Origin of the sequence: Dokdonia sp. LLG6352-1 (assembly GCF_045055815.1) — a bacterium.
In the GTDB taxonomy this organism is placed as follows: domain Bacteria; phylum Bacteroidota; class Bacteroidia; order Flavobacteriales; family Flavobacteriaceae; genus Dokdonia; species Dokdonia donghaensis.
On sequence record NZ_CP159329.1, the window covers coordinates 195037 to 220129 of the forward strand.

Annotated in this window: 19 protein-coding genes; 11 read left to right on the forward strand and 8 right to left on the reverse strand. The window is 39.8% G+C overall.

The genetic code is table 11. The annotated features are described in order from the left end of the window. Positions 1-3 precede the first annotated feature (3 nt). The 3 genes from ABVM49_RS00850 (at position 4) to ABVM49_RS00860 (ending at position 2563) form a co-directional block, all read left to right on the forward strand. The gene (locus ABVM49_RS00850) at positions 4-471 is read left to right on the forward strand and encodes a sterol desaturase family protein (protein ID WP_035327817.1); all 468 of its coding nucleotides are present in this window, start codon (positions 4-6) and stop codon (positions 469-471) included. A 92-nt stretch (positions 472-563) separates the two neighbouring features. Then, positions 564-1556 carry an NAD-dependent epimerase/dehydratase family protein gene (locus ABVM49_RS00855; RefSeq protein WP_405202632.1) on the forward strand — a complete coding sequence of 331 codons (993 nt, stop codon included), beginning with the start codon at positions 564-566 and terminating at the stop codon, positions 1554-1556. Beyond that, positions 1547-2563 (forward strand): glycosyltransferase family 2 protein, encoded by a 1017-nt coding sequence (locus tag ABVM49_RS00860; protein ID WP_405202633.1) that lies wholly within the window; start codon positions 1547-1549, stop codon positions 2561-2563. The genes ABVM49_RS00855 and ABVM49_RS00860 overlap by 10 nt, the downstream gene beginning before the upstream one ends. 1 nt (position 2564) lies before the next feature. Here ABVM49_RS00860 and ABVM49_RS00865 read toward each other — a convergent pair whose 3' ends face one another. Then, a complete protein-coding gene (locus ABVM49_RS00865) occupies positions 2565-3962 on the reverse strand; it encodes a M24 family metallopeptidase (protein ID WP_405202634.1) in 1398 nt (465 codons plus the stop codon). A 15-nt stretch (positions 3963-3977) separates the two neighbouring features. After that, entirely contained in the window at positions 3978-5126 is a 1149-nt protein-coding gene (locus ABVM49_RS00870; protein WP_405202635.1) for a BamA/TamA family outer membrane protein, read from the reverse strand. 149 nt (positions 5127-5275) lie between these two features. On the opposite strand from ABVM49_RS00870, the gene ABVM49_RS00875 reads away from it, so the two are divergent. Both ABVM49_RS00875 and ABVM49_RS00880 read left to right on the forward strand, forming a co-directional pair. Then, entirely contained in the window at positions 5276-5731 is a 456-nt protein-coding gene (locus ABVM49_RS00875) for a tRNA (cytidine(34)-2'-O)-methyltransferase (protein ID WP_405203644.1), read from the forward strand. A 2-nt stretch (positions 5732-5733) separates the two neighbouring features. Next, positions 5734-6255, forward strand: coding sequence for a hypothetical protein (locus tag ABVM49_RS00880; protein ID WP_405202636.1), 522 nt, complete (start codon positions 5734-5736; stop codon positions 6253-6255). A gap of 403 nt (positions 6256-6658) precedes the next feature. On the opposite strand, the gene bshC is transcribed toward ABVM49_RS00880, so the two are convergent. Next, positions 6659-8254 carry a bacillithiol biosynthesis cysteine-adding enzyme BshC gene (bshC, locus tag ABVM49_RS00885; RefSeq protein ID WP_405202638.1) on the reverse strand — a complete coding sequence of 532 codons (1596 nt, stop codon included), beginning with the start codon at positions 8252-8254 and terminating at the stop codon, positions 6659-6661. A 121-nt stretch (positions 8255-8375) separates the two neighbouring features. On the opposite strand from bshC, the gene ABVM49_RS00890 reads away from it, so the two are divergent. Next, positions 8376-10865 (forward strand): M14 family metallopeptidase, encoded by a 2490-nt coding sequence (locus tag ABVM49_RS00890; RefSeq protein ID WP_405202639.1) that lies wholly within the window; start codon positions 8376-8378, stop codon positions 10863-10865. Positions 10866-11339: 474 nt separating this feature from the next. Here the strand turns inward: ABVM49_RS00890 and ABVM49_RS00895 are convergent, their stop codons facing one another. Together ABVM49_RS00895 and rimO are read right to left on the reverse strand one after the other, a co-directional pair. Continuing rightward, a complete protein-coding gene (locus tag ABVM49_RS00895; RefSeq protein ID WP_405202640.1) occupies positions 11340-12584 on the reverse strand; it encodes a hypothetical protein in 1245 nt (414 codons plus the stop codon). A gap of 115 nt (positions 12585-12699) precedes the next feature. After that, positions 12700-14052, reverse strand: a complete 1353-nt coding sequence (gene rimO / locus ABVM49_RS00900) for a 30S ribosomal protein S12 methylthiotransferase RimO (RefSeq protein WP_405202641.1) — start codon at positions 14050-14052, stop codon at positions 12700-12702. Between the two features lie 159 nt (positions 14053-14211). On the opposite strand from rimO, the gene ABVM49_RS00905 reads away from it, so the two are divergent. Beyond that, positions 14212-15336, forward strand: a complete 1125-nt coding sequence (locus ABVM49_RS00905; protein WP_405202642.1) for a serine hydrolase domain-containing protein — start codon at positions 14212-14214, stop codon at positions 15334-15336. Positions 15337-15383: 47 nt separating this feature from the next. On the opposite strand, the gene ABVM49_RS00910 is transcribed toward ABVM49_RS00905, so the two are convergent. Genes ABVM49_RS00910 through ftsY form a run of 3 tightly spaced genes read right to left on the reverse strand, consistent with a single transcriptional unit; the run spans position 15384 to position 18404 of the window. Continuing rightward, positions 15384-17066, reverse strand: coding sequence for an amidase family protein (locus ABVM49_RS00910; RefSeq protein ID WP_405202643.1), 1683 nt, complete (start codon positions 17064-17066; stop codon positions 15384-15386). A 37-nt stretch (positions 17067-17103) separates the two neighbouring features. Beyond that, positions 17104-17436, reverse strand: coding sequence for a hypothetical protein (locus ABVM49_RS00915; RefSeq protein ID WP_405202644.1), 333 nt, complete (start codon positions 17434-17436; stop codon positions 17104-17106). A 14-nt stretch (positions 17437-17450) separates the two neighbouring features. After that, entirely contained in the window at positions 17451-18404 is a 954-nt protein-coding gene (ftsY, locus tag ABVM49_RS00920) for a signal recognition particle-docking protein FtsY (protein WP_299148094.1), read from the reverse strand. Positions 18405-18699: 295 nt separating this feature from the next. Between ftsY and ABVM49_RS00925 the strand changes: the two genes are divergently transcribed. The 4 genes from ABVM49_RS00925 to ABVM49_RS00940 all read left to right on the forward strand — a co-directional run bounded on the left by ABVM49_RS00925 (position 18700) and on the right by ABVM49_RS00940 (position 24522). Then, entirely contained in the window at positions 18700-20052 is a 1353-nt protein-coding gene (locus ABVM49_RS00925; protein ID WP_405202645.1) for a UDP-N-acetylmuramate--L-alanine ligase, read from the forward strand. A 56-nt stretch (positions 20053-20108) separates the two neighbouring features. Further along, positions 20109-21245 (forward strand): DinB family protein, encoded by a 1137-nt coding sequence (locus ABVM49_RS00930; RefSeq protein WP_405202646.1) that lies wholly within the window; start codon positions 20109-20111, stop codon positions 21243-21245. Positions 21246-21440: 195 nt separating this feature from the next. Further along, positions 21441-23384 (forward strand): DNA topoisomerase (ATP-hydrolyzing) subunit B, encoded by a 1944-nt coding sequence (gene gyrB, locus ABVM49_RS00935; RefSeq protein ID WP_038599816.1) that lies wholly within the window; start codon positions 21441-21443, stop codon positions 23382-23384. 133 nt (positions 23385-23517) lie between these two features. Further along, positions 23518-24522: a DUF6588 family protein gene (locus ABVM49_RS00940; RefSeq protein ID WP_405202647.1), complete on the forward strand. Its 1005-nt coding sequence runs from the start codon at positions 23518-23520 to the stop codon at positions 24520-24522. Positions 24523-25093 lie beyond the last annotated feature (571 nt).

A 25093-nucleotide genomic window follows, 5' to 3' on the forward strand; every position in this document is an offset into this window, starting at 1 on the left:
CAAATGCAAACATTACTTTGGATCTTCGTTTTTGTTATGACTTTTGTCATTATGGAATTTCTAGCCTGGGCAACACATAAATATGTAATGCACGGCTTTTTATGGTCTTTACACCAAGACCACCACCATAAAAAACACAACTCTTGGTGGGAAAAAAATGACCTCTTCTTTATTTTTTACGCGCTAGTTTCAATAGGCTGTTTCCTATTGTGGCAGTACGAAGGCGTATGGATAGGTTTACCTATAGGCTTAGGTATTTTTGCCTATGGTCTTGCCTACTTTGGCGTGCACGACATCTTTATCCACCAGAGATTTAAATTGTTTCGTAATGCAAATGGATGGTACGGTAAAGCATTAAGAAGAGCACACAAAATGCACCACAAACACCTAGGTAAAGACGATGGAGAATCTTTCGGGATGCTCTTTCCTCCAGTAAAATATTTTAAGCAAGCCAGAGCAAGCAAGAGATAATATATAAAGACCACTGTAAAAGGTGGTTTTTTTTTACGCTTTCGCGAAAGCGTAACAACGCCCCTCTCAATTCCTTTTCCTAAGTTTGCAGTATGCAAATAACCTCATTAGTTACCGGTGGCGCTGGTTTTATAGGAAGCCACGTTGCTCGTCATTTACTAGCTTTACATCACCAAGTAATCATACTTGACGACCTCTCTGGCGGCTTTACAAGCAATGTACCTCAAGGTGCGATTTTTATAGAAGGAAGCATTACAGACACCGCGCTTATAGATGAGATATTTGTACAACATCACATAGATTACATCTACCATCTAGCTGCATATGCCGCCGAAGGCTTGAGCCATTTTATACGTAAGTTCAACTACGAGAATAACCTCATTGGGAGCATCAACCTCATTAATGCTGCAGTTAATCATAACATAAAGAAGTTCATCTTTACAAGCTCTATTGCTGTGTATGGAACTCAAGAATTACCACTTAAAGAATCGCAAAAACCACAACCCGAAGACCCTTATGGTATTGCAAAATATGCGGTAGAGATGGATCTGGATAATGCACATAAAATTTTTGGGCTAGACTATATTATTTTTCGTCCGCACAATGTGTATGGGCCTGGACAGAACATTGGAGATAAGTATCGCAATGTGGTGGGCATTTTTATGAATCAGATGTTAAAGGGCGAACCGCTTACCATCTTTGGCGACGGAAATCAAACCCGTGCTTTTACCTACATAGATGATGTGGCACCTTATATTGCGGCTAGTTACGCTTTCGCGAAAGCGGACAACCAAATCTTTAACATAGGCGCAGACACAGAAAACACGGTAAATGATCTAGCTAAAGAAGTAGGAGTTGCTATGAAAAAAGAGGTAACCATCAATCACCTTGAACAGCGTGAGGAAGTGGTACACGCCTATGCAGACCACTCAAAATTCACAGAAATCTTTACTCCAAAACCAGCCACAACACTTGCACAAGGATTACAAGAAACCGCAAAATGGGTGACTGAACACGGCGCGAGAGAAAGTAGTACTTTTGACCTTATAGAAATCACAAAAAACCTTCCAAAATCGTGGCAGTAAATCAACCCCTCGTATCTATCATAATGGCCGTAAAAGACACGGCTCCATATCTGCACGATTGCATAAACTCGATTATAAACCAGACGTATCAAAACTGGGAACTTATTGCTGTAAATGATCACAGTACAGATGAGACTCCAGAGATTCTTGCCGCATTTGCAAAGCAAGATGCACGCGTTCGTGTTTTTGACAGTGATGGCTATAAACTCATCCCTACATTACAATGTGGATACAGAGAAGTACGCGGAACCCTGCTCAACAGGATGGACTCTGATGACAAAATGCCAGAATATAAAATTCAGCTATTAGTAGATGAGTGGCATAAGTATGGAAAAGGGCACGTGATTGCTGGAGGTACAGAGCACTTTGTAGATGAAGGCGAGGTAGGTGACGGTTTTTTACGCTATGAACGCTGGCTTAATGAAGTGGCAAGAACAAGTACACACTACCAGCAGATTTATAAAGAGTGTGTTATCCCGTCACATTGCTGGATGATTCATAAAGATGATTTTGACGCCGTAGGTGCTTTTGATCCTATTATTTATCCAGAAGATTATGATTTATGTTTCCGTATGTATAAACACGGGCTCAAAGTTATAGGGATAGATGCCATACTTCATCACTGGCGTGATCGCTCTAATCGTATCTCACGTACTTGGGATGAGTATAAAGACAATCGCTACTTTGATATGAAAATGCGATTCTTTTATGAGATAGATCGTGATAAAAAACGACCACTCGTACTCTGGGGTGCCGGCCGCAACGGTAAGGATATGGCTAAAATTTTACAATCGTATAATGACACCTTTCACTGGGTTTCTAATAATGAGAAACAGATAGGTAAAGACATTTATGATGTACGTATGCAATCTTTTACAGATGTCCCATCTATAGAAAATGCGCAGATTATGATTGTAGTTTCTTCTCCCGATGGTAAGAAGGAAATACAAGCACTACTTGATTCTTGGGGTAAAGAAGCGGTTAAGGATTACTGGTTTTTTGCTTAGTTTACTTATTTGAGATAATAACAAGTTCTTCTTGTGGAGCGATAAGATACTCCGCTCCATTTTCTGTTACTACGGCCATCTCCTCTACAGACATTGTTTTTACACCACCGTCTGCTAGTTTCCAAGAGTGAAAACCGTCAAAGGCAAAGGTCATCCCTTCCTTGATTACTTTTTCTGAGGCTGGTCTCACGTGTGATGCTTGAGAACCTCCTAGATTAGGTCCTACATCGTGAGCGACATAGCCTACTGGGTGACCCGTGCTCCACATCACATAATCAGACCCTGCTTTTTCCATAAAGACGCGCTGGGCTCTATCTACATCTACTCCTTTTACGCCAGGTTGCATCGCAGCGAATGCTGCCCTATTTCCAGCTTTAGAACTTTCCCAGTAGTGCATAATCTCATCTGGAGCCTCGCTCTCACCCTCTTTTAAAACATATGCAAATCGCTGTATATCTGTCACCCACCTGTCATATACTTTGATGCCAAAGTCTATTTGTATCACATCACCAGGCATAATTACTTTATCTGTAGCGTGCGAGTGCCCACGGTCTGGACCAGAATTTACATTAGGATTTTGAGCAGGTGCCCATCCATCTGTCACACCATACTCGGTCATTCTTTGTTTTAAATATTTTGCAATATCTTCATCTGTAGATGTGCCAGGTACTACTTGCTCGTAGGCTTCAATCTGCCACTGGGCAGTGAGCTTTGCTGCTTTCTTTAAGATGGCAACTTCTTCTGGCAGCTTTATAGATAACCACTCATAGACCACCTCTTCAGAGGATACTAATTTTGAGGTTGCGTCACCTAAGGCACTAGCGATTTCTTCATACTGTGTATGCGTAAGTCCGTCTGCCATCACATTTTTTGAAGAAGTGTTTACGGCAATACTTTTAAAATCTTTTGTTTTGATAAAATCTGAGGCTTGCTCAATAGCTGATGTTCCTCGCTCTACACTCACAACTTCGTCGTGTATATCTAGATCATCTAGCGCAGTTGCTTCTCCAGAAGGTGAGAACACTTTAGAGTGAAAACCAGTTGCGTCGTTGTAGAATAAAAATACAGCGGTGCCACCGGCATTTTCTCCTCCTATGTGATCTGCAATGGGATCATTATTATTTTCTCTACAAATAGTCATCCAGCAATCTACCTCTGCTGTTTTGAGTGCTTGCGGTAATAGCTTACTAATACGCTTCTTTCTAATGTCTGGCCAAGGGTTTTCTCCCCAGTACGTTTCTGGGTTTACGGCAACTTCTGGTTCTTGTTGTTGAGCACAACTACAAACTAAAAAAATGGAAAGAAAAAAGAGTACAGGTTTAAGCATCGTATCAGGATTATTTTCAGAGTAATATAGAAATTTTGTTCCTATCTCTAAAAATAAAATGATGCAAATCACACTAGCTGCGCGCTATTAAAATGCCTCGGCAATCCCTAAGTAAAACTCGCTAGATCCTCTACCAAAACCTACATCAAAACGAAGATTAAGACGTTCTTCCTTATCTATCATAAAACGAAGACCACCTCCATAAGTAGGTTTTAAATTCTTAAACTGAAAATCGCTCACATCATTATAGATATCACCTCCACCGGCAAATAATACAGCGCCAAAACGAGAGTTCTTAAACGTCTTTCTATACTCTACCTGACTTGCAAGTAAATCTCTACCTACATAACGGCCTTCTCTATAACCACGCATAATCTCACTACCCCCAAGAAAAGAAAACTCAGAAAACGGTAAGTCACCACGAGTAAATCTTCCCACCATCTGGAATGCAATAATATCATCCTTATCTGCAAATGGCTTTGTGTAATGTCTTAAATCAAAACGTGTCAAATCAAAATTATGTGTACCTCCCAGCTCCTCAAAATATTGACCTCTCGTCGTCTCTAGGTACCACCCATTCTGAGCATTAAGCACATTATTTCTGTTATCATACAGCGCAGCGACCTCAACACCTAGCGATGTAGATCCATCATACCCCGTAGGTCTGGTTTGATCTATAAGTCCGCCCTCTTCTATATCAACAGAATAAATGTGATTAAATCGTACACCTGCACCTACAAAAAGGTAACGTGTAAAAGCCTGTTTTAGAAAGATAGGCTCCACTAGCAACTGGTAATAATTATACTCCTCCTCTGCACTTTCTGGAGAATTTGTGCCAAAACCATAAAACAGTCTTGGGTAATTTTGAAAAAGGATATTACCCTCTATCACCCACTTCTCTTGGTTAGTAAAAATCTCAAATCCAGAATAAACAAAAAACTGACTATTAAGTGTGTACTGCAGCGTGATAGGCATATTAGACACACGCGTCTCCTCCCCACTACCGTTAAATTTAAATAAGTATTTTGCACCTGTCCCAAAGGCAAAATTTGTCTCCGGGCTGTAGCTCATTACTGGTGCCGCTATAAACTTAGAGGCATATAAAGTACTATCTTTTACAACAGCCTTGTGGTTAGGGTGAAACGTAAAAAACTCTTTAATTTTTTCAAAATCCTGTGCTTGTGCCGTCTGTGTATTACCTACCGTAAAAAGTACGATGGCAATAAGATATATCAATTTTTTGGGGAAGTAGTTTACTCTCAAAATGCTATTTTTGGGTAAAGATACTGTAGACGGGAGTTATAGCCCGTGACAAGCTTTAGTTTTTGTGATAACATTAGTATCTCACACACCATTTATACACCATACATCCCATCAAGCAAGCCATTATGCTCAATATTGTACTCATCAATCCAGAAATCCCCAATAACACAGGTAACATAGGTAGGCTTGCCCTCGGTTCTGGCTGCAAGTTGCACCTTGTAAAACCCTTTGGTTTTGAGATAGACGACACCCGCCTTAAACGCGCAGGTCTTGACTACTGGCAGCATCTAGACGTACAGTATTATGATAATACAGAAGACTTTTTTAATAAGAACGCTTTCGCGAAAATGGCCTTTCTCTCAAGTCACGGCACAAAGTCCCATTATGACATTCCTTTTGAAGAAGACCTATTTCTCGTCTTTGGAAAAGAATCTAAAGGACTCCCAAAAGAAATTACCGAAAAACACCCTAACCAACTTTATAAAATCCCATTATTTAGCGAACACATCAGAAGTTTAAACCTAGCAAATGCCGTAGGAATTGTAGCTTATGAAGGGATAAGGCAGTTGAATTTATAGATATGAAGTTACGTTTAATGTTTCTTTTTCTACTTATTGTAGGTTATCAAAATGTATTCTCTCAAGACACATTATCTGTCAAAGAGATATATTTTGACAACAATCTTGCATATCAAGGCTATAATGATGAGCTATTTACTGGTGTTGCACAAAAACTTAGAAAAAACGGAAATGGTCATATTGTTGCAGAAGAGATATATAAGAATGGTGTTCTTCTAGAATGGCGTTCATATTTTGGAAGGAGCAATAGACGTCTCGCCGAAAAAGTTCTCTACTATAAAGAGGACCCGCTCGCACCAAAAGAAAGAATACGATACATAACAAATAAGAATGGAAAATTCACTGAAAGGACTTATTACGACACCAATTTTAAAAAGACTTTAGTCACAAGGCATAAGGATACTACTTTAATATATAAATGTCCTTATACAGACGGAAAGAAAGATGGTGAAGAATTTTGCATAAATGATAATGGAAATCCAATGATCATCAAGTTTGTAAAAGGGAAAAAAATCAAAAATTAAAAATTATTTTTCTAGTTTGATCTGCACAAGTAGGACTCCAAGAAAAAGCCCTATCGGGACACAAATAGCAGTTAGAGTAGCATAATCTTTAACTATAAAAAAGTTATAGACAAACGTAAATGCAATAATTAAACTTGAAACAAAGCCGAAAACTATAAAAAATTTTATTCCAAAATACCAAAAGCTTTTTTCAAAAGAACCCTCTAATTTTATGTAAGAATCATACAACTTGACATAAAACCAATAAAGCATATGGTAACCTAGGTTTATAGCTATCATTGCAAAAAAACGCTCTAATAATACTATATCCCTGGGTACAAGTATAATAATTAATGAAAAGACGAAATTCAAAACACCAAATCTCAAATAGTATTTTTTGATAGCTTCTTCTCTCATCTACCCCCTACAAAGTAACCACTGTAAACTCGCCGCCTAGCGGCTCAAGAGCATTTACTAACTCAGGGATGAGTTGCTCGCCAAATTCTAGATAAAACTGTGAGAAGTTAGTGTTTCTTTCTTGCAGGCTTTGCATTGGGAAAACTTCGTTTTGTAAATCTACTAGGCGTTGTACGTGATCACTTAACTTTCGCTTTTGTGCGCGCAGCAATCTACTCTCTAAGTTTTCTAAGCCTTTGAGTTGTTTTACTTCTTGTGCTTTTACGGCTCCTATAAAACTAGCGTCTGTCTCTTCGGCTAGTAAGTGCATTGCTTTAAACTGCTCTTTTAAAAAGCTGCGTTGCGCAGAAAAGTCTATCTCTATATTTGAGATAGCACGCACCTTTCGGTTGATGAGTTCGTTTTGTTTTAGAAATAAATTTGGCAACGACACGCCTAAATTTTCCGCCTTTGTACGTTGCTTTTCGGTACGTATTAATGCCGAGTTACGAAGTAATAAGGCTGGAAAAGGTACTTTAACCTCTTCAAAATATGCTTTCAGTTGGAACCAGTACGCCAGCTCTCCGCCTCCACCTATATAACAAAGATTCGGTAAAATCACTTCTTGAAAAAGTGGTCTCAGCAAGGCGTTAGGCGAGAACCGTTCTGGATGGTTAGCAAGCTCGTCGAGTATCTCATTTTCGCGAAAGCGGATATCTGTATCATTTACCACATACATATCATCCACCTTGATAATGCGCTCACGGATGCCTTTTGTAATGTAAAACAAGTTAATCTCACGAGGGTGCACTTGCTCTGGGTAGCCTAGTGCAGTGAGTTGCTCGGTTTGCTGTGTCACCTTTGCGTGCAACACACCCTCTAGCAATTCTCGTTGTACATAAGGAGCAAATAATTCTTTAAGTCCCGCGTCGTTACCATCTACAATGACAAGGCCGTACTCACCAAAAAGCTCGTTACCCAGATAGCGCGTTGCATCTGCCAGGTTATCGTGATTTATGTAGGCGTCGTTAAAGAGTTTTGAGAGGTACTCCGCATTTCTTGAAGTGCCTAGCTGTGTTTTAAACAATGCTAGTACTTCCGCCAGTCCATCGGTTGAGAGTTCGCCCACGGCGCCTCCGTCCTCACGATTCCACTGCACTTTTTTACCTTGAAAATTGAAGTAATTAATCTCGTCAAAATCGTGATCTTCTGTCGCCATCCAGTAAATAGGCACATAATTGCGGTCTGGATCTTTCTCTTTAAGCTCCTTGCAGAGGTTAATCACAGAGATGATTTTATATAAAAAGTAGAGCGGCCCCGTAAATAAATTGAGCTGGTGCCCTGTGGTGATGGTAAACGTATTTTCGCTAGCAAGATGCTCTAAGTTGAGCTGTGTCTCGGCAGAGGTGTTTGTATTTTTATACTGCGCAATAAGGGAATCGTATAAACGCTTTCGCGAAAGCGGACTAAAAAATTGTCCTTTCTCATCTGCCTGTTTGATAAGATTATCTGCTGTAGGAAATCTGTGATAAAAGGGCTTAAGTGCTTCTTCTTGATCTAGGTAATTTGTGATAAGATTAGAAAAATACCCCGTTTCTCGGTACGGCAGACAGTCGGTTGGCATAAATTATGGTTTAGATAGTAAAGATAATTCTGATAAATTGCGACTTTTCCCAAAAAAACGTTAAAACGCTGATTTGCGGCGAGCTCTTTTTATAGCTTTAGCTTTTGCTAAAACCAACCAAATGCTCAGAATCTACAGCTTTTTTGTCGCCTTATTTCTCACAACATTACTTACCGCTCAAGTACAATCTCCATCAGAATTTCTGGGTTATGAGATAGGAACACAGTTCTCACGACACTCAGACGTGGTGCGCTACTTTGAACACGTAGCCGAAAATAGTGACCTAGTCACCTATCAAGAATATGGTAAAACTAACGAGCGTAGACCCCTTACCTATGCCGTTATTACCACAAGCGCAAACCATAGCAATCTAGAAAATATACGCAAAGCAAACCTGGAGCAAACAGGTATTGCTACCGGTAACTCTGGTACGGCAGACAAGGCAATAGTCTGGCTTTCTTATAACGTGCACGGTAATGAAGCATCATCTACAGAGGCTTCTATGGTGACACTATATGAGTTAATTACTTCAAAAAAAGAATGGTTAAAAGATGCCGTTATTATTATGGATCCTTGTGTAAATCCAGACGGGCGTGATCGCTATGCAAACTGGTTTAATCAAGTAGCGTCTACACCTTATGACCCAGCACAAGTAGCTACAGAGCACGATGAGCCGTGGCCAGGAGGAAGACCTAATCACTACCTTTTTGACCTTAACCGTGACTGGGCGTGGGCATCACAAGTAGAGTCACAACAACGATTAAAAGTATATAATAAGTGGATGCCTCACGTGCACGTAGACTTTCACGAGCAGGGAATAAACAATCCCTATTATTTTGCTCCGGCAGCAGAGCCATATCACGAGATTATCACAGACTGGCAGATGGATTTCCAAACGCAAATAGGAGCAAATCACGCACGCTATTTTGATAAAGAAGGTTGGCTGTTTTTCACAAGAGAGAGTTTTGACTTACTCTACCCTTCTTACGGTGACACCTACCCTACCTTTATGGGAGCAATAGGGATGACCTATGAGCAGGCTGGTCACGGTCGTGCCGGTTTAGGTATTCATACAGATCGAGGTTATGAACTCACGCTGGTAGATCGTGTAGCACACCACAAAACTACAGGACTCTCTACCGTAGAGATTTCTGTAAAAAATGCTGCAAAGCTCAACTCAGAGTTTAAAGCATACTTTAATAACAACAATCTTAAATATAAAAGCTACGTACTTTCTGGTAATGTAGATAATCTCAAAGCGCTAGCCGACTTAATGGACAAGCACGAGATAAACTATGGCTTTGCCTCAAACGGTAAGGCAACAGGTTTTAACTACACCTCAAACGGTCAAGGTAGTATGAGCTATGACACAGCAATGGTGATAAGTACAGACCAGCCAAAAGGAAAAATGGTAAAGGCACTTTTTGAACCAGATGCAAAACTAAGCACACCGCTCACTTATGATATTACCGCGTGGAATTTACCACACGCTTACGGTCTTAATGCCGTGGCAAGCACATCACTGGTAAAAGCAAATGCCGCGAGCCCTTTTAAAACAAACATAACCACAGCAAGCACAAATGTAGCGGGCTACATCGGGAAGTGGAATAGTCTTGATGATGCACAGTTTCTAGCAGGACTTCTTAAGGAGGGCATTAGAGTACGTTTTAGCGAGCAACCCTTTGTAAATAATGGAGTTTCTTACGAGCGCGGTTCTTTAATCATCACAAAAAGTGATAATCTGGGACGTGAAGATTTTAATGAGGTGTTGAGTACGCTTTCGCTAAAGCATAACAGAACCCTTACCGCTACGACAACCTCATTTGCAAGTTCTGGACCAGATTTTGGGTCGTCACAAGTAAAGCTTATCAATCCGCCAAAGATTGCATTACTTAAAGGAGACGCAACCTCATCATTGAGTTATGGAGCTACGTGGTACTTTTTTGAACAGACATTACAGTACCCTGTGACTTCTATAAATGCAGATAAGCTAGGGCGTGTAAATCTTGATGAATTTGATGTGCTCGTGATGCCTAGCGGCTGGTACGGAAGCGTACTTACCGAAAGTAACCTTGACAAGGTAAAAGACTTTGTGCGTGGTGGCGGTAAAGTAATTGCACTAGCAAATGCCGTAGGAAGCCTTGCTGGCAAATCTGGATTTTCAATAAAAAGAAATACCGGCGGCAGCGATACTGAAAAAAGCGAAAAGAAAGAAAACCTAACTCCATATGCAGATCGTGAGAATGCAAGTACTACAAATTTTATCACAGGTTCTATCTTTAAGACTAAAGTAGATACGACGCACCCTATGGCTTTTGGCTATCCAGACACGTACTACAGCTTAAAGCTAGGAAGCAACTCCTACTCATATCTTGACCGCGGTTATAACGTAGCGTGGATACCTGAAGATGTAGAGAATGTAGCAGGATTTGCAGGAGAAACGGCAAAAGGAAAACTAAGTAACTCTCTTATTTTTGGAGAAGAACGTATGGGACGCGGGAGCGTTATCTATATGGTAGACGACCCACTTTTTAGAGCGTTCTGGCACAATGGAAAGTTATTCTTCACCAATGCTATTTTCTTGACCAATAACGGGAAGTTTAGGTTGTAGATTCATTACTTACTAAAACAAAAAAAATGCCCTATTTCAGGGCATTTTTTTTGTTTACTTACTCTTGCCGACATCTCCCTGATTCCCTCTTGGAAGAGGGACACTGTTGTGGGTAGGTTACGTTATTTTGATGGATAGAATTGAGGGGTAGAATTATGACATAAAATTCTAGTTAACTCACTCCTGCGGACATCTCCCTGACTCCCTCTTGGAAGAGGGACACTGTTGTGGGTGGGCTGGGTTATTTTTATGTCTAATTCCCTAAGAAAAGTCACCCTTTAGGGACGGGGAAAACTTTCCGGCTGGCAATTCTTTTTACTAGCCCCGACTCAGTCTGCCAATTCCTTCCCCAGTCCTGAAGGGTGAGAATTGGAAATGAAATTCTAGTTTACTCACTCCTGCGGACACCTCTCTGACTCCCTCTTGGAAGAGGGACACTGTTGTGGGGTAGATTACGTTATTGAGCAAATTAGACTATTTCATCTCAAAGTGTACCATCTTAACCTCGCTGTTGTCACCATTAAGATCTGTCCACGCTACAAAAATCGAATCGCCTACAACTTCTAGTTGTGGGAAGCCGCTTTGTCGTTCGGCAGAGGTATTGGTTACTGTCACTGGCGCATCGTGTGTTCCATCTACATACACTCGGGCTACTTGTAGCACTACGTTTTCACCCATTGGTTCTAACCACGATATGAGAGCGCTGCCATCACTCATAAAATCTGTATCTACTCTACCTATTGCGTTTCCGTTATCTACACGGATTGCACCTCCAAAAGAGGCTCCATTATCATTTGAAAAAGCCGTGAGCACTCTAGGAGTATCACCCTCTGCAGTAAACCAACTCACCACCACATTTTCTTCTTTGGTTGCTATTGCAGGTCCGTTTACGGGGCAACCGTTAAGTTCCCAATTATCATTACCTATAACCATAGGTTTTGACCACGCTCCATCTACCCATCGCACAATTGCCATATCTCGTACCTCTGGTGTGGTGTCTGAACGATCTCTATAAACGGCAACCGGTCCATTATTTGTTATAGCCGTTGCTGTATTACAGCAGTCACAAACGCGATTATCTATCTCTGTATCTTGCGTTATATTTCCCGCTAAATCTATGTAGGCATTGCGTAGCGTCATTTGGTTTTTACTCTCGTCTTCGTTTTTTGTATTTCTACCATCAAGCCAAGTAGCATAAAAACCTCCATCATATGCTTGAATAGATACAAATCCGTGCTCTGCATCTACGCCATCTGTATTGAGTAGGAAATCATCTTTAATAATCTCATCACCTTTTGATAATTGAAGCTTTATATTATAATCATAAGTGCCCTCTGCAGATTTTTCTAAGATATTAGTGAGTAGGTAATCACCATTTACGCCCAGTGCTGGAAAATCTGCCCAGTTTACAAACCAATTATCTCCAGATGTAATGGTTCTAGGTTGACTCCACTTGGCACTATCGTAACTAGCATATTTTAAAATTGCCATCTTGCCTTCTTGCTCCACCCAAGTCATATGTAATTTACCGCCACTCGACTTGAGTCTAGGTAGATGAGACTTTCCCGTAGAGGGTAGTTGTATAGCAGTGAGTGATGCATTGGTAGTAGACGCAGCTATTGCTGGCTGCTCTTCTACTGGGGCAACCTCTGTTTGATTAGACTCTTTACAAGAAGTAATAAGAATAAAAGCAAAAAACACTAGACAAATAATACGCATAAAAAAAGCTTTTTTAGTGCTACAAATGTAAGCCTTGCAAACAAACTCTTACACACAAAAAAGCCTTTCAAAACATTTGTTCCAAAAGGCTTTTTGTAAATTAATTTACTACTTCTTATTTTTTGGTAGCACGTTTTGCGTGCAATGCTTGTGGTCGCTCTAAGGCTACAAGTGGTTCTGCATACAGATCAAAATCTTCTGCCTCTGTTACTTTTACCATTGCGTAGTCTCCAGTTTTTAAATAAAACTTGGTAGCATCTACTAGCACCTCGTTATCTACATCTGGTGAGTCAAATTCTGTACGACCTATAAAGAAGTTTCCTTCTTTACGATCTACAACAATTTTAAACTCCTTCCCTATTTTCTGCTGATTGAGCTCCCAAGAAATTTGTGATTGGATCTCCATAATCTGGTTTGCGCGATCCATTTTTACATCCTCTGGCACATCATCTTCTAGATTATATGCGTGTGTATTTTCCTCGTGTGAGTATGTAAAACATCCTAAACGCTCAAAACGTTGATCTTTTACCCATTGCTTCAGCGTTTGGAAATCTTCTTCGGTTTCTCCAGGATATCCTACAATAAGGGTAGTTCTTATGGTCATCTCTGGTACGCTTTCGCGAAAGCGTTCTAACAACGCATTTGTCTTTGCCATTGTTGTACCACGTCGCATAGATTTTAAGATAGGATCTGCAATGTGTTGCAACGGAATATCAAGGTAATTACACACCTTAGGCTCACGCTTCATCACATCAAGTACATCTACCGGGAAACCAGAAGGAAATGCATAGTGTAGACGAATCCATTCTATACCTTCTACTTGAACAAGGTTTTCAAGAAGCTCTGCTAGGTTACGTTTTTTATATAAATCAAGACCGTAATACGTAAGATCTTGTGCGATAAGGATTAACTCTGTCACGCCATTTGAAGCAAGTTTTTTTGCTTCTACTACGAGGTGCTCAATAGATTTTGACTTGTGCTTACCTCTCATTAAAGGAATTGCGCAGAAAGAACAAGGGCGGTCACAACCTTCGGCTATTTTTAGGTAGGCGTAGTTTTTTGGTGTAGTTGTGATACGCTCACCTATAAGCTCGTGCTTATAGTCTGCTCCAAGTGCTTTAAGTAATCCTGGTAGCTCTGTTGTTCCAAAATACTGATCTACATCTGGAATCTCCTTTTGAAGGTCTGGCTTGTATCGCTCAGAAAGACATCCTGTAACAAATACCTTGTCTACATCGCCTTCTTCTTTTTGCTTTACGTACTCAAGAATGGTGTTTACAGACTCCTCTTTTGCATTGTCTATAAAACCACAGGTGTTAATCACAACGATGTTACCATCTTCTTCGTGAGCAACATCCATCTCATTTGCTTTGAGCTGGCCCATTAAGACCTCACTATCATAAACGTTTTTTGAGCAACCTAGAGTTACTACGTTTATCTTATTCTTCTTCAATGATTTTGTACGCATAGCCTTCCTTTTAAGGGAGTGCAAAGATAAGCCAAATAACATAGTAAATAGCACCTTGATATTTTACACCTTTTGATTGCTCTAAAAACTGCCAATTCCTTAATTATGAGAGCTACATTAATCCTTTTTTATATTTTAGAGTCCTATCATAAAGCCTCAATGATGCGTTACCTATATTTCTTATTACTTATATGTCTATCGTGTTCAACTACAGATAATGAAATCATTACTGATGATACGATTTTTATAACTGACGATACCATCACAGAAGAGCCAGATGATACTGGCGAGACTAGTAATCTATACTTCCCTCCTATCGCAGGTGACACTTGGGAAGTGACAAGCCCGTCTACTCTTAACTGGAATCTTACAGCCTTACAAGATCTCACTGATTATGTAGCAGAAAATAACAGCAACGCTTTTATCATCCTTAAAGATGGAAAAATAGTAGTAGAAAATTATTATCAAGATACAGACGCAACTACAAGCCATCGCTGGAATAGCGCTGCAAAAACGCTCACGGCTTACACCGTAGGTATTGCTCAACAAGAAGGCTACTTATCTATAAATGATGCTTCCAGCAATTACCTAGGCACGGGATGGACTACTATGACTCCAGAACAGGAAGCGGCGGTAACAATACGTAACCAACTCACGATGACCAGCGGAGGAGATTATACAGTAGATGACACCAACTGCTCTGACCCTGAGTGTCTGCTGTACCTTAATGATGCTGGTGCTGAGTGGTACTATCATAACGCTTTTTACACCTTATTACAAGATGTAGTAACAGCAGCTATACCCGATGATTTCAACACCTACTATGACAATAAGCTTAAGTCACAAACCGGTATGACGGGTGCCTGGGTGCCTTTTGGCTATTTTAGATTATACTTTAGTACAGCTCGAAGTATGGCGCGTTTTGGGCTACTCACGCTCAATGAAGGAAATTGGGACGGAAACCAATTAATAAATCCAGCATATTTTACAGAAATGACAACGCCTTCTCAAGATATTAATGAGGCTTACGGATATCTATGGTGGCTTAATGGGCAAGACAGCTATAGACTACCCGGCACCACGACAACATTTACAGGAAAATTAATCCCTACTGCACCAGATGATCTTATTGCTGGTTTAGGTAAAGATGATCAAAAAGTATATGTTTTACCCAGTGAAGGACTGGTAGTAATACGCCTAGGCGATGCAACCGAAGAGTCATTATTAGGTCCTTCTGGTTTTGATACAGATTTATGGGAAAAAATAATGGCTGTTATCCAATAGCTTTTAAGAGCTAGACGACAACAGCCATTTAAAGTGTATTCATTTTTTTACTCCTGATATCCTTCTGGCAGTGTTCTAGCATTAAGTGTGCTCTCTACTCCTACTGCGATATTATAAATCACTTCTTCATTTTTAGACGGACTGATAATGGTAATTCCCTTAGGCTCTCCTTGTGCGGTGAAACCCATAGGTAATGTAAGTGCTGGATAATGTGCCGCTGCTGCATAGCCAGCATCATAGTTATTTATGGAGAGTATTGCGTCTAGTTGCCCACCAGCTTCAGGGTGTTTGCTCAGTGCGTCTTGAAAATAGGCTTGAGTAATATCCATAAGGTTTTCTTTAATTGCTTTAAGCTCTGTATCGGTTGTGCTATCTGCAACGATACCTTTAAAAAGCTGTTGACCGTAAGGAATACGCGTAAGACTATCTTGATTATTAAATGAAATGAGCTCTTCTATATTTCTATTTTTTACCGAAGGGGCAACCTCTGCATCGTAATAAGCAGGAAGATCATTTTTCATATCTATATTTAAGATAGACAGAAAACCTGGCATATTTACTCGTTCCATATCTACCTCAACAAGTGTAGCTTTTGTTTCCTTAAGCTTATTGATAGCCGCAGCATACGTACTGTCTTGCAAGTATCCCTTTATAACACCAAGATATTTTCCTTCAAGGTTCCCTTCTTTAACAGCTTGAACATAATTACCCGTAGATGCATAACTATAAGAATCTGCAGCATCTTTACCCGTGAGCGCTTGTAGTACAATCGCATTATCCACTACATTCTTCGTCATAGGACCAGGTGTGTCAAGGTGACTAGAAATAGGTACAATCCCACTACGACTTAAAAGACCGATGGTAGGTTTAAGTCCAACTAGGTTATTTTGGCTAGAAGGTGACAGTATAGATCCACTAGTTTCAGACCCTATGGCGGCTACGGCATAATTTGCTGCCACGCTCACCCCAGATCCAGAACTTGATCCTCCTGACTCAAATTGTAAACGACCGTACGGATTTATGGTCTGACCACCTACAGCACTATAACCTACTGGACAACCTGTACATAAAAAATAAGCCCACTCACTCAAGTTAGCCTTACCTAGTATTATAGCATTTTCTTCTTTGAGCCTTTTGGTAATAAATGCATCTCCTGCAATATTATCTGTGAGTGCTACAGATCCTGCTGTTGTAGGCATCCCCGCTGCGCCAATGTTATCTTTTAAAAGTATAGGCATTCCGTACACAGAATATTCATCTATGGTTGATTTATCTTTAGTATCAAGTGCTCTCGCTTCCTTCACCGCTTCTTTATTGAGAGCGATGACTCCGTTAAGCGCTAAGTCATTGTCACTTTCAAAATGCGCGATACGATCTAGGTAAAATAGCGTCAGTTCTTCGTATGAGTAATCTCCATTTTTAACGTGCTTCTGGATGGTCGGGATATCTTGTTCTAAAATAAGCGAAGAGATTTCTGAGATACGCTTTCGCGAAAGCGTATTTATCTCCCCATTAAGATCGTTCCAAATATCATTTTTATCGAGTCCCTTTGCAATTACAAGCTTGAGGTGCATTCTGCTATTTTCAAGGGCTTGCGTTTTTGCAATATCTAGGGAGTCATTATAAGCTTCCCAAACATATCGCGGAGTTGTGTCTGCCGCGGTAGTAGGAGCTTCATTTTTACAAGAAAAAAGCGCTGTTGCGAGCGCGAGGGTATACAAGTATTTCATAGTGCATTTTTATAGTCCACTAAAAATACAAAATGCGTCACCCAAAAGGATTAACCCACATCAAGAAACCGTAGATAAAAAACTTAGTAGACTCAAAAACAATCACCGCAATTACGGGCACCCACCAGTATTGTGAAGCAATCGCTCCTTTAAGGATTCTCCATATATAAAATATGATGAGACTGTAAAAGGCAATAAATATATAGTGAGGAAAAGAGGTGTACTGCGCTAGATATTCAGGCACAAGGTCACTCCTTACCGCAGTGTATGCTGTATAGACGCTATAAAGGTTAAGTAATAAAAAACCAATAGCAACCACTCGTAAGGTGCGCAACGTAAGTTCTGGAAGCCACCTAAAATCGAGTTTCATAAAAAAGTGATGGTTTACTTAAAGAAACTATCTACAAACTCTACTTTATTAAAGACTTGTAAATCTTCGATACCTTCTCCTACTCCAATGTATTTTACAGGGATTTGAAACTGATCAGAAATTCCTATCACCACACCACCTTTTGCAGTACCATCTAGTTTTGTCACAGCTAGCGAAGTCACCTCTGTTGCTGCTGTAAATTGTTTTGCTTGTTCAAAGGCGTTTTGACCTGTAGAACCATCAAGTACAAGAAGTACATCGTGAGGAGCATCTCCCACTACCTTTTGCATCACACGCTTCACCTTAGTAAGCTCGTTCATAAGGTTTACCTTATTGTGTAATCTCCCGGCAGTGTCTATAATAATCACATCTGCATCTTGTTTTACGCCACTCTCTAGTGCGTCAAAGGCTACTGAGGCTGGGTCACTTCCCATTTGCTGTTTTACAATAGGTACATCTACTCGATCTGCCCATACCTGCAGTTGATCTATTGCTGCTGCTCTAAACGTATCTGCCGCACCAAGCACCACCTTTTTACCTTGCTTTTTAAACTGGTAAGCAAGCTTTCCTATAGTGGTTGTTTTTCCCACACCGTTTACACCTACCACCATAATCACGTGTGGTTTATTTTGCGATGGGATTTCAAATTCGGTTGCGTTACCCGTGTTTGTCTCACTTAGTAGACCGGCAATTTCTTCACGCAGTATCTTGTTAAGCTCATCTGTACCTACATACTTATCTTTGGCCACTCGCTCTTCAATACGCGTGATCACCTTAAGCGTGGTTTTTACACCCACATCACTGGTAACAAGCACCTCTTCAAGATTATCAAGTACATCATCATCTACCTTAGACTTTCCGGCAACTGCCTTACTCATCTTATCAAAGAAGCTCGTTTTTGTCTTCTCTAGCCCTTTATCAAGGGTTTCTTTTTTTTCTTTTGAAAATATTTTCTTGAAGAAACTCATTTGGTTGTGCGTTTTCTGTGTTCCGTAAGCAGAACGTTGGTATCGGTTAGACAAAAATAGTGCCTTTTACTGAGAATGTCGTTATGTCAGTACAGACAACTCGCAGAGAGTCAATATTTCTGCATAAACAAACGCCTTTTTGCAGTCGTAACAGTGTTTTGGCAGCTTGTCTTGAGAGAAGATATTGTTTTTTGTTACGCTTTCGCGAAAGCGTACTCACACCCAAAATAGAACTTATAATACTCGCACATTTGGAATCGAAATCTTATTTTTACGATAAAGACTTTTACAACATATGAACATTCATTTTATAGCCATAGGTGGAGCCGCAATGCATAATCTAGCACTTGCTTTACATCACAAAGGAGAGACCGTAACAGGTAGTGACGACACGATTTTTGATCCGTCAAAATCTCGACTTGAAAAATATGGACTATTACCTGAAGCATTTGGCTGGTTTCCAGAAAAACTAACAAGCGACCTCGATGCAGTTATTTTAGGAATGCACGCAAAAGAAGACAACCCAGAGTTGCTCAAAGCACAAGAACTTGGCCTCAACATTTACTCATATCCAGAATATCTATATGAGCGTGCAAAAGACAAAACTAGAGTCGTTATAGGAGGATCTCACGGCAAGACTACTATTACCTCTATGATACTGCACGTGATGCATTACTGGGATAAAGAGGTAGACTATATGGTGGGTGCCCAGCTAGAAGGCTTTGACACGATGGTGAGAATGACAGATGACGCAGATTTTATGGTGCTAGAGGGTGATGAGTACCTGAGTAGCCCTATAGATCGCAGACCAAAATTTCACTTATACAAACCTAATATTGCCCTACTAAGCGGTATTGCTTGGGATCATATTAATGTCTTTCCCACGTTTGACAATTATGTGGAGCAGTTTCAGATTTTTGTAGACTCAATGACAAACGGTGGTGCAATGGTGTACAATACCGAAGATGAAAATGTGGTGAAAGTAGTAGAGAATGCCACTGCCCACATTAAAAAATATCCTTACCAAACACCTAAGTACACGGTAGAAGATGGTGAGACCCTACTAGAAACTCCAGATGGTGCGATGCCTATAGAAGTTTTTGGGAAACATAATCTCAATAACCTAGCCGGTGCCAAGTGGATCTGCCAGCATATGGGTGTTGTAGAAGAAGATTTTTATGAAGCCATCTCAACCTTTACGGGAGCCAGTAAGCGACTTGAACTTATCGCTAAAAGTAAAGACACGGTCATTTACAAAGACTTTGCGCATAGTCCTTCTAAAGTAGCTGCAACTACAAGCGCCGTAAAAGAACAATATGGGGACCGTACTGTTGTAGCCTGCCTAGAGCTTCATACGTACAGCAGCCTTAATCCAGAGTTTTTAAGCGAATATCAAGGAGCACTAGATGCTGCAGATGTGGCTGTGGTTTTTTACTCACCAAAGGCTGTCGAAATCAAAAAACTAGAACCTATCACAGCGCAGCAAATCGCAGCAGCGTTTAAACGTGATGACCTTACCATATTTACAGAGCCAGCAGACTTTAAAGCCTTTCTATTTGAACAAGAGCTTAAAAATAAAGCCATACTGCTTATGAGTAGTGGCAATTATGGCGGGTTAGATTTTGAGGAGGTTAAGGGGTTGGTGTAACAAAAACTCTATCTTGCTACTAATAAAGCCAGTAAGAACTCAATCAAGTCAATCCAATGAAATTTAACCCAACTCTTATCGTATTACTCTGCTGCTCATTTATTGCAAAAGCTCAGCAATCTCAAGTATCAAACAGCTGGACAGCCTTTTCTCAATCTATAGATATGAGTATGGACAAGGAGCGCAAATTTATTCTTAAAGCAGCTGTAAAGGCAGAAATTGCAGACTCCACAGCTTGGGCAGGACTATGGGCCCGAGTAGATATGAAGAATAATGAAAACGGCTTTTTTGATAATATGGGTGATAGACCTATCAGAGATCCAGAATGGAAAGAATATACCATAGAAGGAACCATAGGTAAAAATGCAGAACGATTACTTATAGGTGGTTTGATGCTATCTGATGGAATATTCTACTTTGACAACTTCTCTTTACAAATAGAAGACAGTAACGGCATAATGACAGATTTTCCACTAGGAAATGCCGACTTTGAAAAAACAGCAAAAGGAGAGAAAATAGACTCTTGGTTAGAAGGTATAGGCGGCACAAACAGCAGTTCTGTGCTAGAGTATACACTAGAATCATCTAGCGATGCTTTTTCCGGAGCACACTCCCTAATGATAACAGGAGAAGGTACCGAAGCTATGGACTTTGGCCCAGCCGAAATTAAGTCTGAAGATGGTTATGCTCCACAGCTAGGTGTTTTAATCTCAATGCTAGATGATTTGAAAGAGCGAGTTGAGTATAGAGTAAAAGGAATGTCTCAGCACGAGATAGATCATCTACACGATGAGAATGCAAATCGTATAGGTGCACTCGTAATGCACCTAGCAGCAGCAGAGGCATTTTACCAAGTAAGAACATTTGAAAACAGAGGCTTTAATGAAGAAGAAGCCAAAAAGTGGGGACTAGCCTTAGACCTAGGTAAAAAAGCTCAAGAGGAGTTTAAAGGGAAGCCCGTGAGCTATTATCTAGAGGAGTTTACAAAAGTTAGAGAGCGCACTAAAGCCCTTTTTAAGTCTGCAAGTGACGAGTGGCTTCTTGAAGAAGTACCTAGTTATGGGATGAATAATTACTACGCCTGGTTTCACGTAATGGAACATCAGTCAAGTCACTTAGGTCAGGTTTTATTTCTTGCAAAACGCATTCCGCCAGAGGCAGAGATCAACGCGCCAACTGAGATGAAAAATTAAAGCTTTATAGATATTTAAAGATCATAATTCCGCTTTCGCGAAAGCGTAAAAATGCACCTCACAAATTACGCTAAAAAGAGGCTTGTATTTTTCCACAAAATGTTAATAACTTCAAGGGTTTTCGAGGGTTTTTAAGACCTTTCTGGAGACCCTTTCTTTATATTTGTTTTTAGACAATATTTTAAGAATTATAATATGAGCGACGACGCTAATAAAAAGCAATATTCGGCAGATAGTATTCAGGCCCTTGAGGGAATGGAGCACGTACGTATGCGTCCTTCGATGTATATTGGAGATGTAGGAGTTAGAGGCTTGCACCACTTAGTATATGAGGTGGTAGACAACTCTATAGATGAGGCTATGGGAGGTTACTGTGACGCTATAGATGTTACTATTAACGAGGATAACTCAATCACGGTACGAGATAATGGTCGTGGTATCCCTGTAGGGATTCATAAAAAGGAAGGTGTATCTGCATTACAAGTAGTAATGACTAAGATAGGTGCCGGTGGTAAATTTGATAAAGACTCTTATAAGGTTTCTGGTGGTCTACACGGGGTAGGTGTATCTTGTGTGAATGCACTTTCTAACCATCTTAAAGCTACGGTTTATAAAGAAGGTAAAGTATGGGAACAAGAGTATGAACGTGGTAAAGCATTATACCCAGTAAAAGCTATAGGTGATACAGATTTTACAGGTACCGAAGTTACGTTTACTCCTGATGATTCTATCTTCCAGCAAACTACAGAGTACAATTATGACACGCTTGCTTCAAGATTAAGAGAACTGGCTTACCTTAATAAAGGTATCACTGTAACACTTACAGACAAGCGAAATAAGAAAGAAGATGGTGAGTTTGAAAATGAAACTTTTCACTCTAATGAAGGTCTTTCAGAATTTGTACGTTTCTTAGATGGTAACCGTAACCCTATTATAGGAAACGTTATCTCTATGGAAGGGGAGAAAAATGGTGTCCCTGTAGAAGTGGCTATGATTTATAATGATAGCTATGCAGAGAACTTACACTCATATGTAAACAACATTAACACACACGAAGGAGGAACACACCTTGCAGGTTTTCGTCGTGGTCTTACGGGATCACTCAAGAAATTTGCAGATGCCTCTGGAATGCTAGATAAACTTAAGTTTGACATTGCGGGAGATGATTTCCGTGAGGGTCTTACAGCTATTATTTCTGTAAAGGTAAGTGAGCCACAATTTGAAGGGCAAACTAAAACCAAACTAGGTAACCGTGAGGTTACATCTGCAGTATCTCAAGCAGTGGCAGAGATGATTGAGATTTATATGGAAGAAAACCCGAATGATGCTAAGACCATTGTTCAAAAGGTAATTCTTGCAGCTCAAGCTCGTCACGCAGCAAAGAAAGCGCGTGAGATGGTGCAACGTAAGACGGTAATGAGTATAGGTGGTTTACCTGGAAAATTATCTGACTGTTCTGAAACAGATCCTGCAGTTTGTGAAGTATTTCTTGTTGAGGGAGACTCGGCAGGTGGAACGGCTAAGCAAGGTCGCGACCGTGAGTTTCAAGCCATTTTACCACTACGTGGTAAGATCTTGAACGTTGAGAAAGCAATGCAACATAAAGTTTTTGAAAACGAAGAGATTAAAAACATCTTCACCGCTCTTGGTGTAACTATAGGTACGGAGGAAGATAGTAAAGCACTTAACCTTTCAAAACTTAGATATCATAAAGTAGTTATTATGTGTGATGCCGATGTAGATGGTAGTCACATTTCTACTCTTATTCTTACTTTCTTCTTCCGCTATATGAGGGAGCTAGTAGAAAAAGGTTTTGTATACATCGCAACACCACCATTATACTTGGTTAAAAAAGGTCAGAAAAAGCAATATGCTTGGGATGATAAAGAACGAGATGCGATAGCAGAACGTCTGGGTACTCAAGGTGTATCTATACAACGATACAAAGGTCTTGGAGAGATGAATGCAGAGCAACTTTGGGATACGACTATGAATCCTGAGTTTAGAACACTACGCCAGGTTGCCATAGATAATGGTACAGAGGCAGATAGAATATTCTCTATGCTTATGGGTGACGAGGTACCACCTCGCCGTGAGTTTATCGAGAAGAATGCTATCTATGCAAATATAGACGCTTAAACACTCTTAATTATATACGTGAAAGGCTCTAAACTTAGGTTTAGAGCCTTTTTTTATTTTAAATAGCATTACCAATTCTCTAATAGTTTGATAAATAGTATTTTCCCATTTTCCTACTGAAACCTATGTGATTATGACACTAAAACTACGCCTTTGTATTTTCAATTTAATTATTTGCACTTCGCTTCAAGCCCAATCTATTTTTGAAGATGTAGAAAACACAGTACAAGACCTAGTTTTTATTTCTGAAGGTTTTATCACACCCGGTGCAGAGGCAAGCTCATTTCAATCTTCTGCAGCTTGGGTAGATAATGCCCGCTCATTAGGATTATTCGAGACCAAAATTTCTTTACACTTTAACACGCTATTGACGCCCAATAGTAAGCGTAATTTTGAAGTCTCAAATTCAGATTTCAATAATTTTATCATTCGTGATGGTTCGAGCAGCGCTATCATACCGAGTGCATTAGGTGGTGAGACTTCTATCTTTTTTGATTTTACCATAGGCGATGAACCAAATGAACTACAAGCTTTTGAAGGCGTACAACAAAGTGTGCTTTTCCACCCCTTTCTACAGGCCTCTGTAGGCTTGTGGAAAAAGACAGAGGTTACCCTACGTTATTCCCCTAGAATACCCATTGAAGATGCGGCATATAATATTTATGGTATAGGTGTTAAACATAACCTCAATCAATACAGCTCTAAAGAGGAAAATCCAGAATCACTGCAGTATGCTATCGCTGCTTCATACGCTCGGTTTGACTTAAGGATCAAATTAGATGCCTTTACTATAGATAATCCAGATGACACAGAGACAACTCCGCTTCTAGAAGTAGACGGTATGGAAATAGCTTCAAATTCGATGCTTTTTCAACTTATAACTTCTAAGAGACATAAGCAATTTGAGTTTATGGGTAATCTGGGAATAACAGTGAGCAATTATGATTTTTCGCTCAATGGTCAAGAAAGTCAGTTTTTATCAATTTTAAATCAGCTAGTAGAAAAAATTGATACGCAAAAAACTGCTATAAGAGGTGAGATTGGGGTGAGCTATCATTTCTCAAAATGGAGCTTATCTCACATCTTAACGGTAGGGAGATTTACAAATTCTAACCTAGCAGTTATGTACAGGTTGTAACTATCTTAAAGCTCTCATCTTATTCAAATAATATCGATAAAAAGTAATTTATAATCGACAAAGTGTAGTTTTAAACAATCTGATTAATGTTTTATCACCTCACAATTTAAAGCTTCAAATAATATTTAAATTGCAGTAGTATATGATGAGTGTTTGACACTTTTCGCTATTTTCTTATAATTAGATGTAGGGGTTTAATTTTAAAGAATCTAGTCATACGTAAATCCTCGCTATCTGATAGTGAGGATTTTTTTAATTAAGTCTTCTCAACAAGTGCATACTTCCGTACAAGATTTTAATTTTAATCGATTAAACACTTAATTTATCGATAAACTACACAAATATACATATTTGATCTCTAACACTACTTAACAAAAAAATCAATTTTTTGAGTCGTAGTACATTTACAGCAGCGTAAACATACGTTGATTATTAAACTATTCTAAGTTGGGTATTTGAAATGGTTTAAAAAAACAGGCAACATAATATTTTGATTCATTTGGATTGTGAATTCAGGCTTGTTATATCCCTGTCACTACTTGTAGCGACAGGGATTTTTTTTTGACGTCTA